The sequence below is a fragment of the Bradyrhizobium sp. HKCCYLS3013 genome, assembly GCF_051167615.1.
GTDB lineage: Bacteria > Pseudomonadota > Alphaproteobacteria > Rhizobiales > Xanthobacteraceae > Bradyrhizobium.
The window spans coordinates 1-15,969 of sequence record NZ_JBNPTK010000013.1 but is presented as its reverse complement, the minus strand read 5'-3'; the positions used below and the strand labels follow the sequence as shown (position 1 = coordinate 15,969).

The 15,969-nt window shown below is 66.3% G+C and carries 15 protein-coding genes; 9 read left to right on the top strand and 6 right to left on the bottom strand.

The genetic code is table 11. The features are described 5' to 3' along the window. Positions 1 to 29 precede the first annotated feature (29 nt). Positions 30 to 800 (bottom strand): S1 family peptidase, encoded by a 771-nt coding sequence (locus ACQR1F_RS22255; protein WP_434838168.1) that lies wholly within the window; start codon positions 798 to 800, stop codon positions 30 to 32. Between the two features lie 109 nt (positions 801 to 909). On the opposite strand from ACQR1F_RS22255, the gene ACQR1F_RS22250 reads away from it, so the two are divergent. Continuing rightward, positions 910 to 1,545 carry an HAD-IA family hydrolase gene (locus tag ACQR1F_RS22250; protein ID WP_434913874.1) on the top strand — a complete coding sequence of 212 codons (636 nt, stop codon included), beginning with the start codon at positions 910 to 912 and terminating at the stop codon, positions 1,543 to 1,545. 89 nt (positions 1,546 to 1,634) lie between these two features. On the opposite strand, the gene mtnA is transcribed toward ACQR1F_RS22250, so the two are convergent. The 3 genes from mtnA to ACQR1F_RS22235 all read right to left on the bottom strand — a co-directional run bounded on the left by mtnA (position 1,635) and on the right by ACQR1F_RS22235 (position 3,992). Then, entirely contained in the window at positions 1,635 to 2,741 is a 1,107-nt protein-coding gene (gene mtnA, locus ACQR1F_RS22245) for an S-methyl-5-thioribose-1-phosphate isomerase (protein WP_434913873.1), read from the bottom strand. 13 nt (positions 2,742 to 2,754) lie between these two features. Then, positions 2,755 to 3,630 carry an S-methyl-5'-thioadenosine phosphorylase gene (locus ACQR1F_RS22240; RefSeq protein ID WP_316215238.1) on the bottom strand — a complete coding sequence of 292 codons (876 nt, stop codon included), beginning with the start codon at positions 3,628 to 3,630 and terminating at the stop codon, positions 2,755 to 2,757. An 89-nt stretch (positions 3,631 to 3,719) separates the two neighbouring features. Then, complete coding sequence (locus tag ACQR1F_RS22235) at positions 3,720 to 3,992, bottom strand: phosphopantetheine-binding protein (RefSeq protein WP_315801779.1); 273 nt, start codon at positions 3,990 to 3,992, stop codon at positions 3,720 to 3,722. Positions 3,993 to 4,337: 345 nt separating this feature from the next. On the opposite strand from ACQR1F_RS22235, the gene ACQR1F_RS22230 reads away from it, so the two are divergent. Genes ACQR1F_RS22230 through ACQR1F_RS22220 form a run of 3 tightly spaced genes read left to right on the top strand, consistent with a single transcriptional unit; the run spans position 4,338 to position 7,490 of the window. Continuing rightward, a complete protein-coding gene (locus ACQR1F_RS22230) occupies positions 4,338 to 5,564 on the top strand; it encodes an acyl-CoA dehydrogenase family protein (RefSeq protein WP_434913872.1) in 1,227 nt (408 codons plus the stop codon). A 42-nt stretch (positions 5,565 to 5,606) separates the two neighbouring features. Further along, positions 5,607 to 6,569, top strand: a complete 963-nt coding sequence (locus tag ACQR1F_RS22225) for an amino acid--[acyl-carrier-protein] ligase (protein WP_316179339.1) — start codon at positions 5,607 to 5,609, stop codon at positions 6,567 to 6,569. A 39-nt stretch (positions 6,570 to 6,608) separates the two neighbouring features. Further along, entirely contained in the window at positions 6,609 to 7,490 is an 882-nt protein-coding gene (locus ACQR1F_RS22220) for an acyl-CoA acyltransferase (protein ID WP_434913871.1), read from the top strand. Position 7,491: 1 nt separating this feature from the next. Here ACQR1F_RS22220 and ACQR1F_RS22215 read toward each other — a convergent pair whose 3' ends face one another. Beyond that, positions 7,492 to 8,379, bottom strand: coding sequence for a branched-chain amino acid aminotransferase (locus ACQR1F_RS22215; RefSeq protein WP_434889711.1), 888 nt, complete (start codon positions 8,377 to 8,379; stop codon positions 7,492 to 7,494). A gap of 141 nt (positions 8,380 to 8,520) precedes the next feature. Between ACQR1F_RS22215 and ACQR1F_RS22210 the strand changes: the two genes are divergently transcribed. The 5 genes from ACQR1F_RS22210 (at position 8,521) to ACQR1F_RS22190 (ending at position 13,720) form a co-directional block, all read left to right on the top strand. After that, positions 8,521 to 9,477 (top strand): alpha/beta hydrolase, encoded by a 957-nt coding sequence (locus ACQR1F_RS22210; protein WP_434913870.1) that lies wholly within the window; start codon positions 8,521 to 8,523, stop codon positions 9,475 to 9,477. Positions 9,478 to 9,627: 150 nt separating this feature from the next. After that, complete coding sequence (locus ACQR1F_RS22205; protein ID WP_434913869.1) at positions 9,628 to 10,932, top strand: O-acetylhomoserine aminocarboxypropyltransferase/cysteine synthase family protein; 1,305 nt, start codon at positions 9,628 to 9,630, stop codon at positions 10,930 to 10,932. Between the two features lie 12 nt (positions 10,933 to 10,944). Continuing rightward, positions 10,945 to 11,925 carry a homoserine O-succinyltransferase MetA gene (gene metA, locus ACQR1F_RS22200; protein WP_434913868.1) on the top strand — a complete coding sequence of 327 codons (981 nt, stop codon included), beginning with the start codon at positions 10,945 to 10,947 and terminating at the stop codon, positions 11,923 to 11,925. An 87-nt stretch (positions 11,926 to 12,012) separates the two neighbouring features. After that, positions 12,013 to 13,254 carry a DUF763 domain-containing protein gene (locus tag ACQR1F_RS22195; protein ID WP_434898846.1) on the top strand — a complete coding sequence of 414 codons (1,242 nt, stop codon included), beginning with the start codon at positions 12,013 to 12,015 and terminating at the stop codon, positions 13,252 to 13,254. A 4-nt stretch (positions 13,255 to 13,258) separates the two neighbouring features. Then, positions 13,259 to 13,720 (top strand): NUDIX domain-containing protein, encoded by a 462-nt coding sequence (locus ACQR1F_RS22190; protein ID WP_315801700.1) that lies wholly within the window; start codon positions 13,259 to 13,261, stop codon positions 13,718 to 13,720. Positions 13,721 to 13,743: 23 nt separating this feature from the next. Here ACQR1F_RS22190 and ACQR1F_RS22185 read toward each other — a convergent pair whose 3' ends face one another. Then, positions 13,744 to 15,441, bottom strand: coding sequence for a methyl-accepting chemotaxis protein (locus tag ACQR1F_RS22185; protein WP_434881456.1), 1,698 nt, complete (start codon positions 15,439 to 15,441; stop codon positions 13,744 to 13,746). Between the last annotated feature and the right edge of the window lie 528 nt (positions 15,442 to 15,969).

Here is a 15,969-nt window from a genome sequence, read left to right as displayed (position 1 = left end):
GCGAAGCGCGGCGTCGTGAACGCTGCGCCTCAATTTCCGCCGAGCGGCATGCCCCACTGCCGCGCGGTCTGCACGACCCAATCGCGATACAACGTGAGCGGCGTGACGCCGGTCATGCCGCCGCAGCCATCGCCGAGATTTGGCCCGGTCGACCATGAGATGACGCCGATCAGCACCTGTCCTTGCGCCTGCGTCTCGAATGCAGGCCCGCCGGAATCCCCGGTGCAGCCACCGAGCCCGGACCGCACGCCTTGCGTCGCCGGATCGACCAGCCGGATCTGCAACGTGCCCGGCCTGCCTGTGGCCACCAGCGCCGCGCCGCGCACCACGCCCCCGCTCTTGCCGTCGCCGGGGACGGCGACACCGATGCCTGCGACCGTGAATGCGTTGCCGGCGGCAAGCGGCGGCTGCGGCACGCCGAGCGCCACCGGCACGCGCTCCTTCGCTGGCGCCTCCAATTCCAGCAGCGCGACATCGGCGGTGGCGCGATGCGCCAGGATGGCCTGCACGCTGAAGCTGGGATGCACCGCCACCCGCCGGACCGTCTTGAGAACCGGCCTGCGGTCGCGATCGTATTCCACGATGCGGTAATCGAGACCCGGCTGCACGCAATGCCCGGCGGTCAGCACCAGCTTCGGGGCAATCAGCGCGCCGCTGCAGAAATTGCCGCGCGAGCCGACGATCGTGACCACGGCGCGGCCGATGCCATCATTCAGCGCCGGCGCATTGCCGACGATGGCCAGGGCCTGCGACGGCGCCAGCAGAGCGGCGGCTGCAATGATTGCGTGATACGGCTTCATCGCGGCAGCAATAGCGGCTGACGCCGAGGTCGCCAAGTGCGACCGAGGTCGCCAAGTGCGGCATCCCATGCTAGCGATCATCCAGGGATCAAGGAAGGACAGGACTGACATGGTCGAGGCGGTGATCTTCGATTTCGGTGGCGTGCTGACGACATCGCCGTTCGAGGCATTCGCACGGTTCGAGAAGGAGCGCGGCTATCCTGTCGACATCATCCGCAACACCAATGCCGCCAACCATCTCGAGAACGCCTGGGCGAAATTCGAGCGGGCCGAGATCGACCTCGACACTTTCGACCGGCTGTTCGCGGAGGAGTCGCTGGCGCTGGGCGGCGCTGCGGTCAGCGGGCGGGAGGTGCTGCCACTGCTCACCGGCGACCTCCGTCCCGACATGGTCGAGGCGCTCCGCCGCATCAAGGCGGAGTGCAAGACCGGCTGCATCACCAACAATCTGCCGGCGAACGCAATCGGCAGCCAGGGCGGCCGCTCGTTGTACGTCGCGGAGGTGATGGCGCTGTTCGATCACGTGATCGAGTCGGCCAAGATCGGCCTGCGCAAGCCCGATCCCCGGATCTACCAGATGATGACCGAGACGCTGGGCGTCAGCCCCGCGGACTGCGTCTACCTCGACGATCTCGGCATCAACCTGAAGCCGGCGCGCGAGATGGGCATGACGACGATCAAGGTGATCAGCGCAGCGCAGGCGATCGCCGAGTTGGAAGCCGCGACGGGTCTGAGCCTGCGCTGATCGTCGTTGCGAGGCATCCTTGCGCCGAAGCAATCCGAAGGCTTCGTGGGATTCTGGATTACGTCGCTGCCCTCGCAACGGCGCTGATCCTAATCGTTCGTCTGTTTGGCCCGATCCGGAAATGCCGCCGCCAGTGCCGCGCCGTCGGCCCGCAGCACGCCACGCTCGGTGATCAGCCCGCTCACCAGCCGCGCCGGCGTGACGTCGAAGCCGTAGTTTGCGACCGGCGATCCCGGCGGCACGATGCGCACGGTCTCGATACGGCCGTCGGCGGTGCGGCCGGTCATCTCGGTCACTTCCTGCGCACTGCGCTGCTCGATCGGGATCTGTCGTCCCTCGGCGACCGCGAAATCGATCGTCGGCGACGGCAGCGCGACATAGAACGGCACGCCATTGTCGTGCGCCGCGAGCGCCTTGAGATAGGTGCCGATCTTGTTACAGACATCGCCGTTGGCGGCGACGCGGTCGGTGCCGACGATGGCGAGATCGACCATCCCATGCTGCATGAGGTGGCCGCCGGTGTTGTCCGGGATGACGGTGTGCGCCACGCCATGATGACCGAGCTCCCAGGCGGTCAGCGACGCGCCCTGATTGCGCGGCCTGGTCTCGTCGACCCACACATGGATCGGAATGCCGCGATCATGCGCGAGATAGATCGGCGCGGTCGCCGTGCCCCAATCGACGGTCGCAAGCCAGCCGGCATTGCAGTGGGTCAGCACGTTCACGATTTCGCCCGGCTTCTTGCGCGCCGCGGCCGCTTCGATCAGCGCGAGGCCATGCGTGGCGATGCCCTGGTTGATCGTGACGTCCTCGCCGGCAATGTCGACGGCGCGGGAATACGCCGCATCTCGCCGCTCCGACGGCGCCAGCCGGCGCAGCATCGTGCCCATCGTGTCGAGCGCCCATTTCAGGTTGATCGCCGTCGGCCGCGTCGCGATCAACATCTCGTAGGCGCGGTCGATGCCGGGATCGGAGCGGTCGTCGCGCATCGCCAGCGCCATGCCGAAGGCGGCGGTGGCGCCGATCAGCGGCGCGCCGCGAACCAGCATGCCGCGGATCGCGTCCGCCGCCACCTCGCATGTCGTGATCTTCGCCACCACGAACTCGTGCGGCAACCGGCGCTGATCGATCGCGCAGACCGACCAGCCGTCGGAGTCGAGCCAGATGCTGCGATAGTGCCGGCCGTCCACCTTCATGTTCGATCCCCCTTCAACCGCGCAAGATACGGCCTGCGACCGCATCGAGCTTGTTCAGAAGCTCGGGATCGCGCGCCTCCGGCGCAGTGATCAAGGCGGTGTCGAGCGCACGGTCGGAGCCGATCGGGCACGGTTCGTGCTCGCGCGGAAACTCGCGGGCGAGCCGCGCCACTAGTGATTTGGCCTTGTCGGCGTTGGTGGTGAGCACGCGAATGATGTCCTGCACGGTAACGGCGTCGTGATCCGGATGCCAGCAGTCGAAGTCGGTCACCATCGCGACCGTCGCGTAGCAGATCTCGGCCTCGCGAGCGAGCTTCGCCTCCGGCATGTTGGTCATGCCGATCACCGAATAGCCCGACGCCTTGTAGGTTATGCTCTCGGCATAGGTCGAGAATTGCGGTCCCTCCATGCAGACATAGGTGCCGCCGCGCGCGATCGCGATGCCTTCGGCCTCGGCCGCCGCCGCCAGGTGAATGCGCAACCGCGGTGAAACCGGATGCGCCATCGAGACGTGAGCGACGCATCCCCTGCCGAAGAACGAGCTCTCGCGCTTGTAGGTGCGATCGACGAACTGATCGACCAGCACGAAGGTGCCCGGCGGCAGCTCTTCCTTGAACGAGCCGCAGGCCGACAGCGACACCAGGTCGGTGACGCCAGCGCGCTTCAGCACGTCGATGTTGGCGCGGTAGTTGATGTCGGACGGGGACAGCCGGTGTCCCTTGTCATGGCGCGGCAGGAACACGATCGGCAGCCCCGCGATCGTTCCCCGGCGCAATGGCGCCGACGGCTCGCCCCAGGGGCTCGCGATCACCTCTTCGCGGGCATCTTCCAGTCCCGGCAGATCATAGATGCCCGAGCCGCCGATAATGCCAAGCACAGCCTTCGTCATGACGTCCCCATCTCCAACGGAGACGAGAATGCCAGCTTTGCGACGGATTGAAAACAGCGACGCGGTGAACCGCGGGGCGTGGCAGCGGGTCAGGCGGCCTTCGCTGCCGCCAGCTGACCGCTCACCAGACGCTCCAGCGTGGCGACAGACTGGAAGTTCTCCGGCGTGATCAGCTCCTGCGGAATGGTGAAATCGAACTCCGATTCGAGCGCCAGCATCAGGTTGACCATGTCCATGGACGTCAGCCCGATGTCGACGAGCTTTGCATCCGCCGTCACGTCGGTAGAACTGGCGTTCTGCGCGAGGATATCGCGCACGAGCGCCACGATCCTGTGACTGACATCGACATCGAAACTCGGCATGGGGACCTCTTCACTCGCGGCTTGTTCCGGCACGTCGAATCTGATCGACGCTCGCGCAGGAGATAACGCAATCCGGCGGCGAAAGAGTTACGCCGCATCCCCGTTCCAGGTCTGAACTCGTCTTAACGCTAACGGCTTGGCCCGAAATTCTCGGACCGAAACAACCAGGAATTAACCCCCACCCGTCGATCGCACAGCGTTTACCCTGAATTTCGTCGACGTATTTGAATCAAATCCATACCCTGCGTGCAGCCCAAAAAAGAAGGCGCAGTGCATCTGTCCTGATCTTGCGAGGACGCACGTGCCGATCTCTCAACGAGACAAAATCCGGAGTATCGATCGGTCATGACTCTCCAGGGAACCGCGCTTCGCAACCCGATCCCCGATGATGGCGAGAGCCTTCTGCTCGATCGCAGCTCCTTGTTCCTGCAGCGGACCGCCGCTGTTGCGGCGCAGGCCGCCGCGGAAGCCGACGAGGTCGACAGTGACGGCCGCTTCCCCAAGGCCGCAATCGATGCGGCACGCGAGCACAAGCTGCTCGGGATGCAGATCCCGGTCGAGTTCGGCGGCTTCGGAGCCTCGATCCACGACATCGCCGACGTCTGCTATGCGCTCGGCCGCGCCTGCGCCTCCAGCGCCATGATCTTCGCCATGCACCAGACCAAGGTCGCCTGCCTTGTGCGTCACGGCCGCGGCAGCGCCTACATGGAATCCCTGATGCGCCGTATCGCATCCGAGCAGCTGCTGATGGCCTCTTCCACCACCGAGGGACAGAACGGCGGCAACATCCGCGCCAGCGCCGCGGCCGTCGGCCACGACGGTAACCGCATCTCGCTGAAGCGCGACGCCACGGTGATCTCCTATGGTGCCGAAGCCGACGGCCTCGTCACCATTGCCCGTCGCGCCGACAGCGCAGCCGCCTCTGATCAGGTGTTGCTGGCGCTGACGACGGACGATTATACGATCTCGCGTACCCTTGGCTGGGAAACGCTGGGCATGCGCGGCACCTGCTCGACAGGATTCGCGCTGGAGGTGAGCTGTCCGTCCGACCGCATGTTCACCGAATCCTATGACCGCATCCACGGCCAGACGATGACGCCGTTCGCGCATCTCTGCTGGTCATCGGCCTGGGCCGGCATTGCTGCGGCCGCGGTGGAGCGCGCCCAGCGCTTCCTGCGCAAGGCCGCTCGCGGCGCCGGCGGACAGATGCCGCCGGCAGCTGCACATTACACCGCGGCTAAGATGGCGCTGGCCCGGCTGCGCGCAATGATCGTCACCAACACGGATGCCTTCGTCGCCCATGAATATGACGAGCGGGCGCTGAGCTCGCTCGACTTCCAATCCTCGATCACGCTGTTGAAGGTGCAGGCCTCGGAGCTTGCCGTTGAGACCGTGATGCATGCGATGCGCGCCTGCGGGCTCTCGGGTTATCGCAACGACGGCGAGTTCTCGATCGGCCGCCACCTGCGCGATGTTCTGTCGGCGCCGATCATGATCAACAACGACCGTATTCTCACGAACGTTGCCACGGCCAATTTGATGAGCACGGTACCGGCCTCGCTCCATGAATGACCGCGCCGATCGCAGCCATTGCCTCCACCCAGGATTTGCACAATGACGATCCCCGTTCTCCCGCAGTCGCCCGAGATTGCGCCCCAGCCGGCCGACGCGCTCGATCATCTGACCGACGCCCTGTTCCATCGCATGGGCGCGGATGGCGTCTATGCACGGACCGCGCTGTATGAAGGTGTTGTGGAGCGGCTCACGACGCTCATCACGCGGCATCGTGAGCCCGGCACGGAGGTCATGCGCTTCCCGCCGGTCATGAGCCGGACGCAGCTTGAGAAGTCCGGCTATCTCAAGAGCTTTCCAAATCTGCTCGGCTGCGTCTGTGGCCTGCACGGCACCGAGCGGGACATCCACGAAGCCGTGGCACGTTTCGACAAGGGCGGCGACTGGACCACCTCGTTGTCGCCGGCCGACCTCGTGCTGTCGCCCGCAGCCTGCTATCCGGTGTATCCGATCGCGGCGAGCCGTGGTGCACTGCCGGTCGGCGGCCTACGCTTCGACGTCGCGGCCGATTGCTTCCGCCGCGAGCCGTCGCGGCATCTCGACCGCCTGCAGTCGTTCCGTATGCGCGAATATGTCTGCATCGGCACACCCGACGACGTCTCGGCATTCCGCGACCGTTGGATGGTGAAGGCGCAAACGATCGCCCACGATCTCGGGCTGTCGTTCCGCGTCGATCACGCCAGCGACCCGTTCTTCGGTCGCGTCGGCCAGATGAAGGCGGTCAGCCAGAAGCAGCAGGCGCTGAAATTCGAGCTCTTGGTGCCGTTGCGATCGGAAGAGCAGCCGACCGCCTGCATGAGCTTCAACTATCACCGCGAGCATTTCGGCACGACCTGGGGCATCGACGACGCCGACGGCGCGCCGGCGCACACCGGTTGCGTGGCGTTCGGCATGGACCGCCTCGCGGTCGCGCTGTTCCACACGCACGGCATCGATCCGACGCGCTGGCCGTCGCGCGTGCGCGACGCGCTGCTGGTGGAGCGTCAGCCCGACGTCGTCGGCTGACGTCCTACCGCCATCGTCGGGAGATCGGCAGGCAATCTCATGACCGCGCGCAAGCCGCTGATCCGCTGCCGGGAGATCGGGGAGCCCGATCTCGACGCGGTCGCCGATCTGCTCACGCGCGGATTTCCGCGGCGGTCCCGCGCGTATTGGGCCACGGGCCTGCACCGACAGACGACGCGTCCGGCGCCCGGAGGCTATCCCCGCTATGGCTATCTGCTCGAGAACGACGGCGCGGCCGCCGGCGTGCTGCTGCTGATCTACAGCAACCGGGGCACACCCGCGCAGCCGCAGATCTGGTGCAACCTGTCGAGCTGGTATGTCGAGCCGTCGTTTCGCAACTATGCGACGATGCTGACCCGGATCGCACAGCGTTTGCCTGAGGTGACCTACATCAACATCAGCGCCGCGCGCCAGACATGGCCGATCATCGAGGCGCAGGGCTTTCGTCCCTATTGTCACGGCTTGTTCTTTTCAGTGCCCGCCATGTCATTTGCCGGCCGCGGCGCGCAAGTGGAGCAGGTCGCCGCTGACGCCCAGGCGCTTGATGGACTTCCGCCCAGCGAGGCCGACCTGCTGATCCGCCACGCAGGCTATGGCTGCCTCAGCATCGTGGTCCGGTCGAAGCATGGCCCGATTCCGTTGGTGTTGCAGCAGCTCCGGGTCCGGCAAGGACGGTTCGCATTGCCGGCAATGCAGCTGATCTACTGCCGTGACACCTCCGACTATGTTGCCTGCGCCGGCGCCGTGGGCCGTTTTCTGCTGCCGCGCGGACGCGTGTCCGTCGTCGTCGACGCCGACGGGCCGATTGCCGGGCTCTACGGCGTCTACACCGAACGCCGCGGCCGCAAATACATCAAGGGACCGGAGCCGGGGCGGCTCGGCGAGCTCAGCGATACCGAACTTCCCGTCTATGGGTCCTGACCTATGCCGCGGCCCTGACCCGGTGGGCATAGTCCCAGTACAGCCTGCGTGCGCGGCTGAAGACGGGACCGATTGGCAGCGTCCGGTCGTCGATGCGGATCACCGGCGCGACCTTGGCGAAGTTGCCCGACGAGAAGATCTCGTCGGCGTTCAGGAAATCGTCATATCGGAGCGTCGTCTCGACCACACTGACACCATCGCCTCGCAGCAATTCGATCACGCGCTGTCGCGTGATCCCGTTGAGGAAGGTTCCGTTCGGCACCGGCGTGAAGACAACGCCGTCCTTGACCATGAACACGTTGGCATTGCCGAACTCCGCGACGTTGCCGAGCAGATCCAGCATCAGGCAGTTGTTGAAGCCGCGCGAGGCCGCTTCGATCAGCGCGCGCGAATTGTTCGGATAGAGGCAGGCCGCCTTGGCATCGACCGGTGCACATTCGGCCGTCGGCCGCCGGAACGGCGAGAGCGTGATGGCGTTGCCCGTCGGCTGCGGCATCGGCGCCTCATAGATGCAGAGGCACCAATTGGTGGTCTCGGGATCGAAAAGGACACCGCCGCCGGCGCCATGCTGCGCCCAGTACATCGGGCGGATGTAGAGCTCGGCTCCCGCTCCGAACCGCGCGATCCCTTCCCGCGCCAGCCCCATCCAGGTCTCGACGTCCACCACGGGTTTGAGCCGGAAATTGATCGCGGACTGATTCACACGCGCGCAGTGCCGATCGAGATCGGGCGTCACGCCTTCGAACGCGCGCGCCCCGTCGAACACGGTCGATGCGAGCCAGGTCGCGTGGGTCCGCACGCCCATGATCGGCGCATTGCCCTCGCGCCATTCGCCGTCGAAGAAGGTCCAGGTCTGCGAGTAGCTGACAGGCTTGACGATGTGGGTCATGGCGGCGCTCCCGTTCGGCATCGATCGTATCTGCACTTCTGGCTTGAAGATTTTAAGGATTTCCCCGCCGCGGCCTGCCGCTCATGATCGATTCACTGCTGATGGGCACAATGGTCGCTGCCTTGGTTAACTGGAGCTGTCATGCCGCTCGACCCTCGCGCCCAGCGCCTGCTTTCGATGGTAGCTGCCGCTATGCCGGAAAGCCGGCAGCATCCGAGTGTCGGGCAACGCCGGCAGTCGCTGGCCAAGCTGATGCAGTTCGCGCGGAACGACTGCGGCGCCGTCATCACGCGGGATGGCACGTTCGCCGGCCCCTCCGGGCCGCTTCGTTATCGCCTTTATACGCCGGCAGCAGATCCGCACGATAGCGGAGCGCGCCCTGGCTTCGTCTATTTTCATGGCGGCGGTCTCGTGGCGGGCAGCATCGACACGCACGACAAGGTCGCCGCCGCGCTTGCCGCCGCCTCCCGCTGCCGGCTGCTCTCGATCGACTATCGCCTCGCGCCCGAGCACCCGTTTCCCGCAGCGGTCGAGGATGCAATCGCCGCGGTTCACTTCGCCATCGATCACGCGGCCGTACTCGGCATCGACGGCAATCGGATGGTGATCGGCGGCGATTCCGCGGGCGCGACGCTCGCCGCCGCGGTTTGTCAGCAGGCCCACGTCCGCGCCGACCTCAGAATCGCGGTGCAGTGCCTGATCTGCCCGGTGCTCGACTTTTTCAATCCCTGGCCGTCGCGCGAGCTGTTCGGGACTGGCTACCTGATCGACAGGGGAACGTGGCAGGCGGACCTCGCCGACTGTCTGGACGGCAAGACCGATGTCGCGCATCCACTGATATCGCCGCTGTGCCGCGAGACGCTGGCCGGGCTTCCACCCGCCGTGATCCACACCGCAGAGTTCGATCCGATGCGTGACGAGGGCAATGCCTATGCGGCACGGCTTGCGGAGACCGGCGTCACGGTCGCGCATGTCTGTCACGACGGCATGGTCCACAATTTCCACGCGCTCGGTGCGATCCTGCCGCAGGCCAAGGTCGCGCTGGAGCTGGTCGGGCAGCAGATCCGGTCGCTGCTGCGGGTTTCTTCTATGCGCTAATTCGAAGTTCTTCGGCCACATCTCGTTAGGGTTATTTCGTCGTTGTTGTCGCGAATTATTGCCCGCTTTACGCCTGCGCTCCTACAACGGCACCACTCGCGGAATACGAGCAGCTCGCCGCGTTGATCGAAGCGAGCGGGGAGATCGCCGATGCGCAACGAGACGATTGCAATCCACGCCGGCTATGAGCCGGAGGCGACCACCAAGGCCGTCGCGGTTCCGATCTATCAGACCGCCGCCTACGCCTTCGACAGCGCCGACCACGGCGCCGCCCTGTTCAATCTCGAAACCGAGGGCTACCGCTACAGCCGCATCTCCAACCCGACCACGGCGGTGCTCGAGAAGCGCGTCAGCGAGCTCGAGGGCGGCGTCGGCGCGCTCGCCGTCGGCACCGGACAGGCGGCGCTCCACTTTGCATTCGTCAACCTCGCCGATGGCGGCGGCAACATCGTCTCGGTGCCGCAGCTCTACGGCACCACGCACACGCTGCTCGGTCACATCCTGCCGCGCCAGGGCATCACTGGACGCTTTGCCGACAGCGATGCGCCCGACGCCATCGAGCGTCTCATCGATGACAACACCAAGGCCGTGTTTGCCGAAACGATCGGCAACCCCGCCGGCAATGTCTGCGACATCGAAGCGTTGGCGAAGGTCGCACATCGCAACGGCGTGCCACTGATCGTCGACAACACCGTCGCAACGCCGATCCTGCTGCGGCCGTTCGACTACGGCGCCGACATCGCGGTGCATTCGCTGACCAAGTTTCTCGGCGGTCACGGCACGACGCTGGGCGGCATGCTTGTCGACAGCGGCAACTTTCCCTGGAAGGATCACGCCGACCGCTTTCCCGCCTTCACGCAGCCCGACGCGTCCTATCACGGAATGGTCTACACTGATCATTTCGGCCGCAGCGCCTATATCCAGCGCGCGCGCAGCGTCTATCAGCGCACGATGGGCGCGGTGCTGTCGCCGTTCAATGCCTTCCTGCTGCTGCAGGGCATCGAGACCGTCGCGCTGCGCATGGAGCGTCACGTCGAGAATGCGCGCAAGGTCGCCGAATTCCTCCGCAACGATCCGCGCGTGGCATGGGTCAACTACGCGGGCTTCGCCGACAGCCGCTATTACCCGCTGGTACAGAAATATCTCGACGGTCGCGCGTCGTCGCTGTTCACGTTCGGGATCAAGGGCGGCATGGAGGCGGGCAAAGCGTTCTACGACGCCCTGAAGCTGGTCACGCGGCTGGTCAATATCGGCGATGCGAAGTCGCTGGCCTGCCATCCCGCATCGACCACGCATCGGCAGATGCCGCCGGACGACCAGCGCAAGGCGGGCGTCCTGCCCGAGACGATCCGGCTGTCGATCGGCATCGAGCACATCAGCGACATCATCGAGGATCTCGACCAGGCGCTAGCCCAGGCCTGCCCTCGCCCGCGCCAGCTGGATGCGGCGGAGTAGAGCGATCAGCCGATGACCCTGCTGTTCGACCGACATCGCAGGATCGCGAGCCCTGCCCTCGCGCCCGCCGAATTCGATGACAGCGGACGGCGCCCGGTCGAGCTGTCGATCGGCCTCGTCAACAACATGCCGGACAGCGCCCTGAAGGCGACCGATCTCCAGATCGCCCGCCTGCTGCAACAGTGCGCGCCGCGGCACGTCCGCATCCGCCTGCACTGCTTCTCGCTGCCCTCCATCATGCGCTCGCAGGCGGCGAGGCACCACGTCGCCCAGTCCTACGCCGACATCGGGTCGCTCGACCGGCTCGGCATCGACGGCCTGATCGTGACCGGCGCCGAGCCCGTCGCGGCGGCCTTGCGCGACGAGCCTTATTGGTCGGACCTCACCTCGGTCATCGACTGGGCCAGAACCAACACCCGCTCGACGATCTGGTCCTGTCTCGCGGCCCACGCGGCCGTGCTGCATCTCGACGACATCGAGCGGCAGCGGCTGGCGAGCAAATGCTCCGGCATCTTCGACTGCGAGAAGGTCCAGGACGACTGGCTCACGCACGGCATCCATTTGCCGCTCCAAGTGCCGCACTCCCGCCTCAACGCCGTCAACGAGCCGCTGCTGGCGGAGCGCGGCTACGACATCCTGACCCGGTCTGACGAGGTCGGCGTCGACATCTTCGCGCGCTCGATGCCAAGCCGGTTCGTGTTCTTCCAGGGCCATCCCGAATATGACGCGCTCTCCCTGCAGCGCGAATACATGCGCGACATCGCGCGGTTTCTCGCCGGTCAGCGCGACGACTATCCGCGGCTGCCGAAATCCTACTTCAGCGCCGAGAGCGAGGCGGTGCTCAACGCGTTCGAGTGGCGGGCCAAGGAAAGGCGCGACCCGACGCTGGCGGCCGAGCTTCCGGGGTTGACGTTGCGGCCTGACCTCGCCGCCGAAAGCGCTGCACAGACGCTGTTCAGGAACTGGATCGCCCATCTCGGGCAGACCGGCTAACGCCAAAGTCCGCCCGACATCGGATCGATCGCGCATCGGCGCGCCTTCTGTTAGATTGGTGCGACACGCCTCCTCTGCAAGGTTCCGATGGCCCGACGTACCGGCAGCGCCGATCTTCCGCTCCATTCCGGACGCGTGCCGGCCTGGCTCGGCATGCGCATGGCCTCGCTTGGCGCCATCATCACCCAGGCGATCGTGCATCATTACGGCCGCGACGAATTCCTGGCGCGGATGTCGCATCCGTTCTGGTTCCAGTCGTTCGGCGCCGTGATGGGCATGGACTGGCATTCCTCCGGCATCACCACCAGCGTGATCGGCGCGCTGAAGCGCGGACTGAAGCCGCTGTCCGGCGAGCTCGGCATCTACGTCTGCGGCGGCCGCGGCGAACACTCGCGCAAGACGCCCGACGAGTTGCGCCTGCTCAGCGACCGGCTCGGCCTCGACGGCGAGGAGCTGGTGCGGACCAGCAAGCTGGTCGCCAAGGTCGACAGCGCCGCGGTGCAGGACGGCTTCGACCTCTATCTGCACGGCTTCTTCGTCACCGCGGACGGCAAATGGACCGTGGTGCAGCAGGGCATGAATGGCGACGCCCGCCAAGCGCGGCGCTATCACTGGCACTCGCGCGAGCTTGCGAGCTTCGTCGACGCGCCGCACAGCGCCATCGATGGTCCCGTCCAGGGCGAGATCGTCAACCTCACCGACAAGCGCGCCGCGCCGTCGCGCGACGCGCAGCTCGAGCTGCTCACCGATCTCGGCCCCGACCGGGTCGTCACCGAGTTCGAGCGGCTGAGCACGCCGGAGCCCGCCCAAGGCCTGCTGCCGCATCTGGTCATGCCTGATCATCACGACGTCAGGCCGAAGGACGTGTTCGCCCGCCGCCTCCACGGCACGCTCGCTGCCGCGGCCGAGCGCGGTCCCGTCGACTTTCCCGACCTGCTGCTGACGCCGGGCGTCGGCGCCCGCACCGTGCGCTCGCTCGCCATGGTCGCCGAGGTCGTGCACGGCGCGCCCTATCGATTCAGCGATCCGGCGCGGTTCTCGCTGGCGCATGGCGGCAAGGACCGGCATCCCTATCCGGTGCCGATCAAGGTCTATGACGAGACCATCCGCGTGCTCAAATCAGCCGTCGGCAACGCCAGGCTCGGCCGCGACGAGGCGCTGTCGGCCCTGAAGCGGCTCGACGACCAAGCGCGCCGGCTGGAGCGCAGCGCGACCGGCCCCTCGCTCGAGGCCTACATCGCCACCGAGCGCGCCGCCTCGCCCGAGCTCGACGGCCGCTCGGTGTTCGGCTGGGAGCGCGATCTCATCCAGCGCACCGGCGAGGCGTAGCGGCATGCCGGCGCGCAGCGCGGGCGTGCTCGCGTTTCGCAGGACCGCCGACGGATTGGAAGTACTGCTGGTGCATCCCGGCGGCCCGTTCTGGCGCCACAAGGATCTCGGCGCCTGGTCGATCCCGAAGGGCGAATTCGGCGCCGGCGAGGCGGCCGAAGCCGTGGCGCGGCGCGAATTCGCCGAGGAGCTTGGCACCGCGCTGACGGTGCCGCTCGTCCCGCTCGGCGAGATCAAGCAGCGCGGCGGCAAGGTGGTCGAGGCATTCGCCGCCGAGACCGATCTCGATGCCGGCGGCATCACCAGCAACGCATTCGAGCTCGAATGGCCGCCGCGCAGCGGCCGTCTCCAGCGTTTTCCCGAGGTCGACCGCGCCGCCTGGTTCGACCTCGCCGAGGCGAGGGTCCGGATCAATCCGGCCCAGGCCACACTGCTCGACCGCCTCGTGGCGATCGGCGGAGGGTGAGCTGTCACCATCCGCCGCCGGCGTCACGCCGCGCGGACGTTGCCGAGGAATCGTCCGGTCTGGGTCTTGAGCTGATCCGACTGACTGCCGAGCTGGGAGGCTGCGCTCAGCACCTGCGCCGCCGCGGCGCCGACCTGGCCGGACGCCTCGCGCACGCCGACGATGTGCTGCATGACGCCCTGCGTGCCCTGCGCCGCCTGCTGCACGCTGCGGGCGATTTCCTTCGTCGCCGCGCCCTGCTCCTCAACCGCGGCCGCGATCGCGTCGGTGATCTCGTTCATCTGGCCGATGGTCGCGCCGATCTCGCGGATGGCGTTGACGGTGGAGCCGGTGGCGTCGCGGATGGCTTCGATCTGGCTGGTGATCTCCTCGGTCGCCTTGGCGGTCTGCGCCGACAGCGCCTTGACCTCGTTGGCGACCACCGCGAAGCCCTTGCCGGCCTCGCCGGCACGCGCCGATTCGATGGTGGCGTTCAGCGCCAGCAGGTTGGTCTGGCCGGCGATGGTCTGGATCAGCGCCATGACCTCGCCGATCTTCTGCGAGGCGTGGACCAGCCGGTCGACCATCGCCTCCGTCCGCGTCGCCTGCCCGACCGCGTTCTGGGCGATCGACGACGACTGCGTAACCTGCTTGGCGATCTCCTGGATCGATGACGACAGTTGCTCGGCGGATGCCGACACCGTCTGCACGTTCCTGGCGGTCTGCTCCGCGGCCGCGGCCACCTTCGCGCTCTGGTCGGTGGTGCCGGAGACGATGCTCGACATCGACTGTGCCGAGGTCTGCAGCTCGCCGGCGGCGGTCGCGGTGGTCTGGATCACGCCCCCGATCGAGCGCTCGAACTCGTCGGCGATCCGCACCAGCACCGTACGGCGCTCCTCGGCGGCCTGCTGCTTGGACTGCTCCTGCTCGGCCCGGAGCCGCTCGCTCTCGGCGAGATGCTCCTTGAAGATCTGCAGGCTGCGCGCCATGCGGCCGATCTCGTTCCGGCGATCGGTGAACGGCACCTCGAAGCTCAGATTGCCCTTGCTCAGCTCGTCCATCACGGCGCAGGTGCGGTCGAGCGGAACGACGACGCTGCGTCCGAGCCAGAAGGCGACGATCGCGGCAACCAGCAGACCGGCAAGCGCGCCGAAGCCGGCCCACATCGCGCGCTGATAGACGACCGCATCGACGTCGTCGACATACACGCCGGCCTGGATCGCCAGCATCTTGTCTCCGCTGCCATAGGCGCCGACATAGGACATCTTCGGCAGCTCGGTCGTGCCCCCGGCACGCGGCACCTTGTACTCGACGAATCCACCGCCGGCGCGGGCCATGCGGACGATGTCCTGGATCAGGAGCTTGCCGGTGGAATCCTTGAAGTCCCAGCGGTTGACGTTGATGTATTTCGGGTTGGCGTGGACGTAGGTCACGCCCGCATCCGACGATCCTGTTCCGTAGACGCCGAGATAGTCGTTGTATTGGCCCCAGCGCATGGCGCCGATCGCGGCGTAAGCCTGCTGCCGCGCCTGCTCCGGCGCCATCTTGCCGGCTGTCGCAGCGGCGTCATAATAGCTCAGCACCTTGACGGCGGACTCGACGAGGTTGCGGACCATGGTCTGCCGCTCCTCGAGAACGGTTCCGCGCAGCATCAGGATCTGCATGGCGGAGACGGCGAACAGTGCGATCGACATCACGGCGATGATCGCCGCGAGACGCTGATAGACAGTCAGGTGTCGCATTTTCTGGTTCTCGTTGCGTGGACTGTATGCACGATACCAACCGTACATTAATGGTTTGCTATCCGTGCCGCCCGAACCCCGGCGAACTAATTAGTTTTTGGACAAATCATCCACTCACGCGAACTCAGGCCAGAGAACAACCAACCCGACCCGGGGTGGCGATCGTTCGAATTAACATGCGATAATCAAAGGTATCGTCCAAGGAGACGGCCGGTTCCCTGCCAGTTCCGGTGGGTCAGGTGTCGAGTTCCCACGGAGTTTCGTCGTCGCGACGCGTCAGGCGCCCGAGCTTTGTGCAGCGAAGCCCTCACGTCATCGAGGGCGCAGGGAAGACCAGGCATCGGCTGATTCCTGCGGCCCCCGTGCGGAAAGGAATGCACGGGGCAGGAACCACAGGTTCAGCCGGGTTTGCCCGGCCTTCCCTGCGCAATGGTGTTACGGCTGCTTCGCACTCTTGTGTGTTCGAAACCTGCCAGAATGTGCGAACGGGCGGTTCTGACCAACCGCCCGTCGCTGGATCTGAGCCCG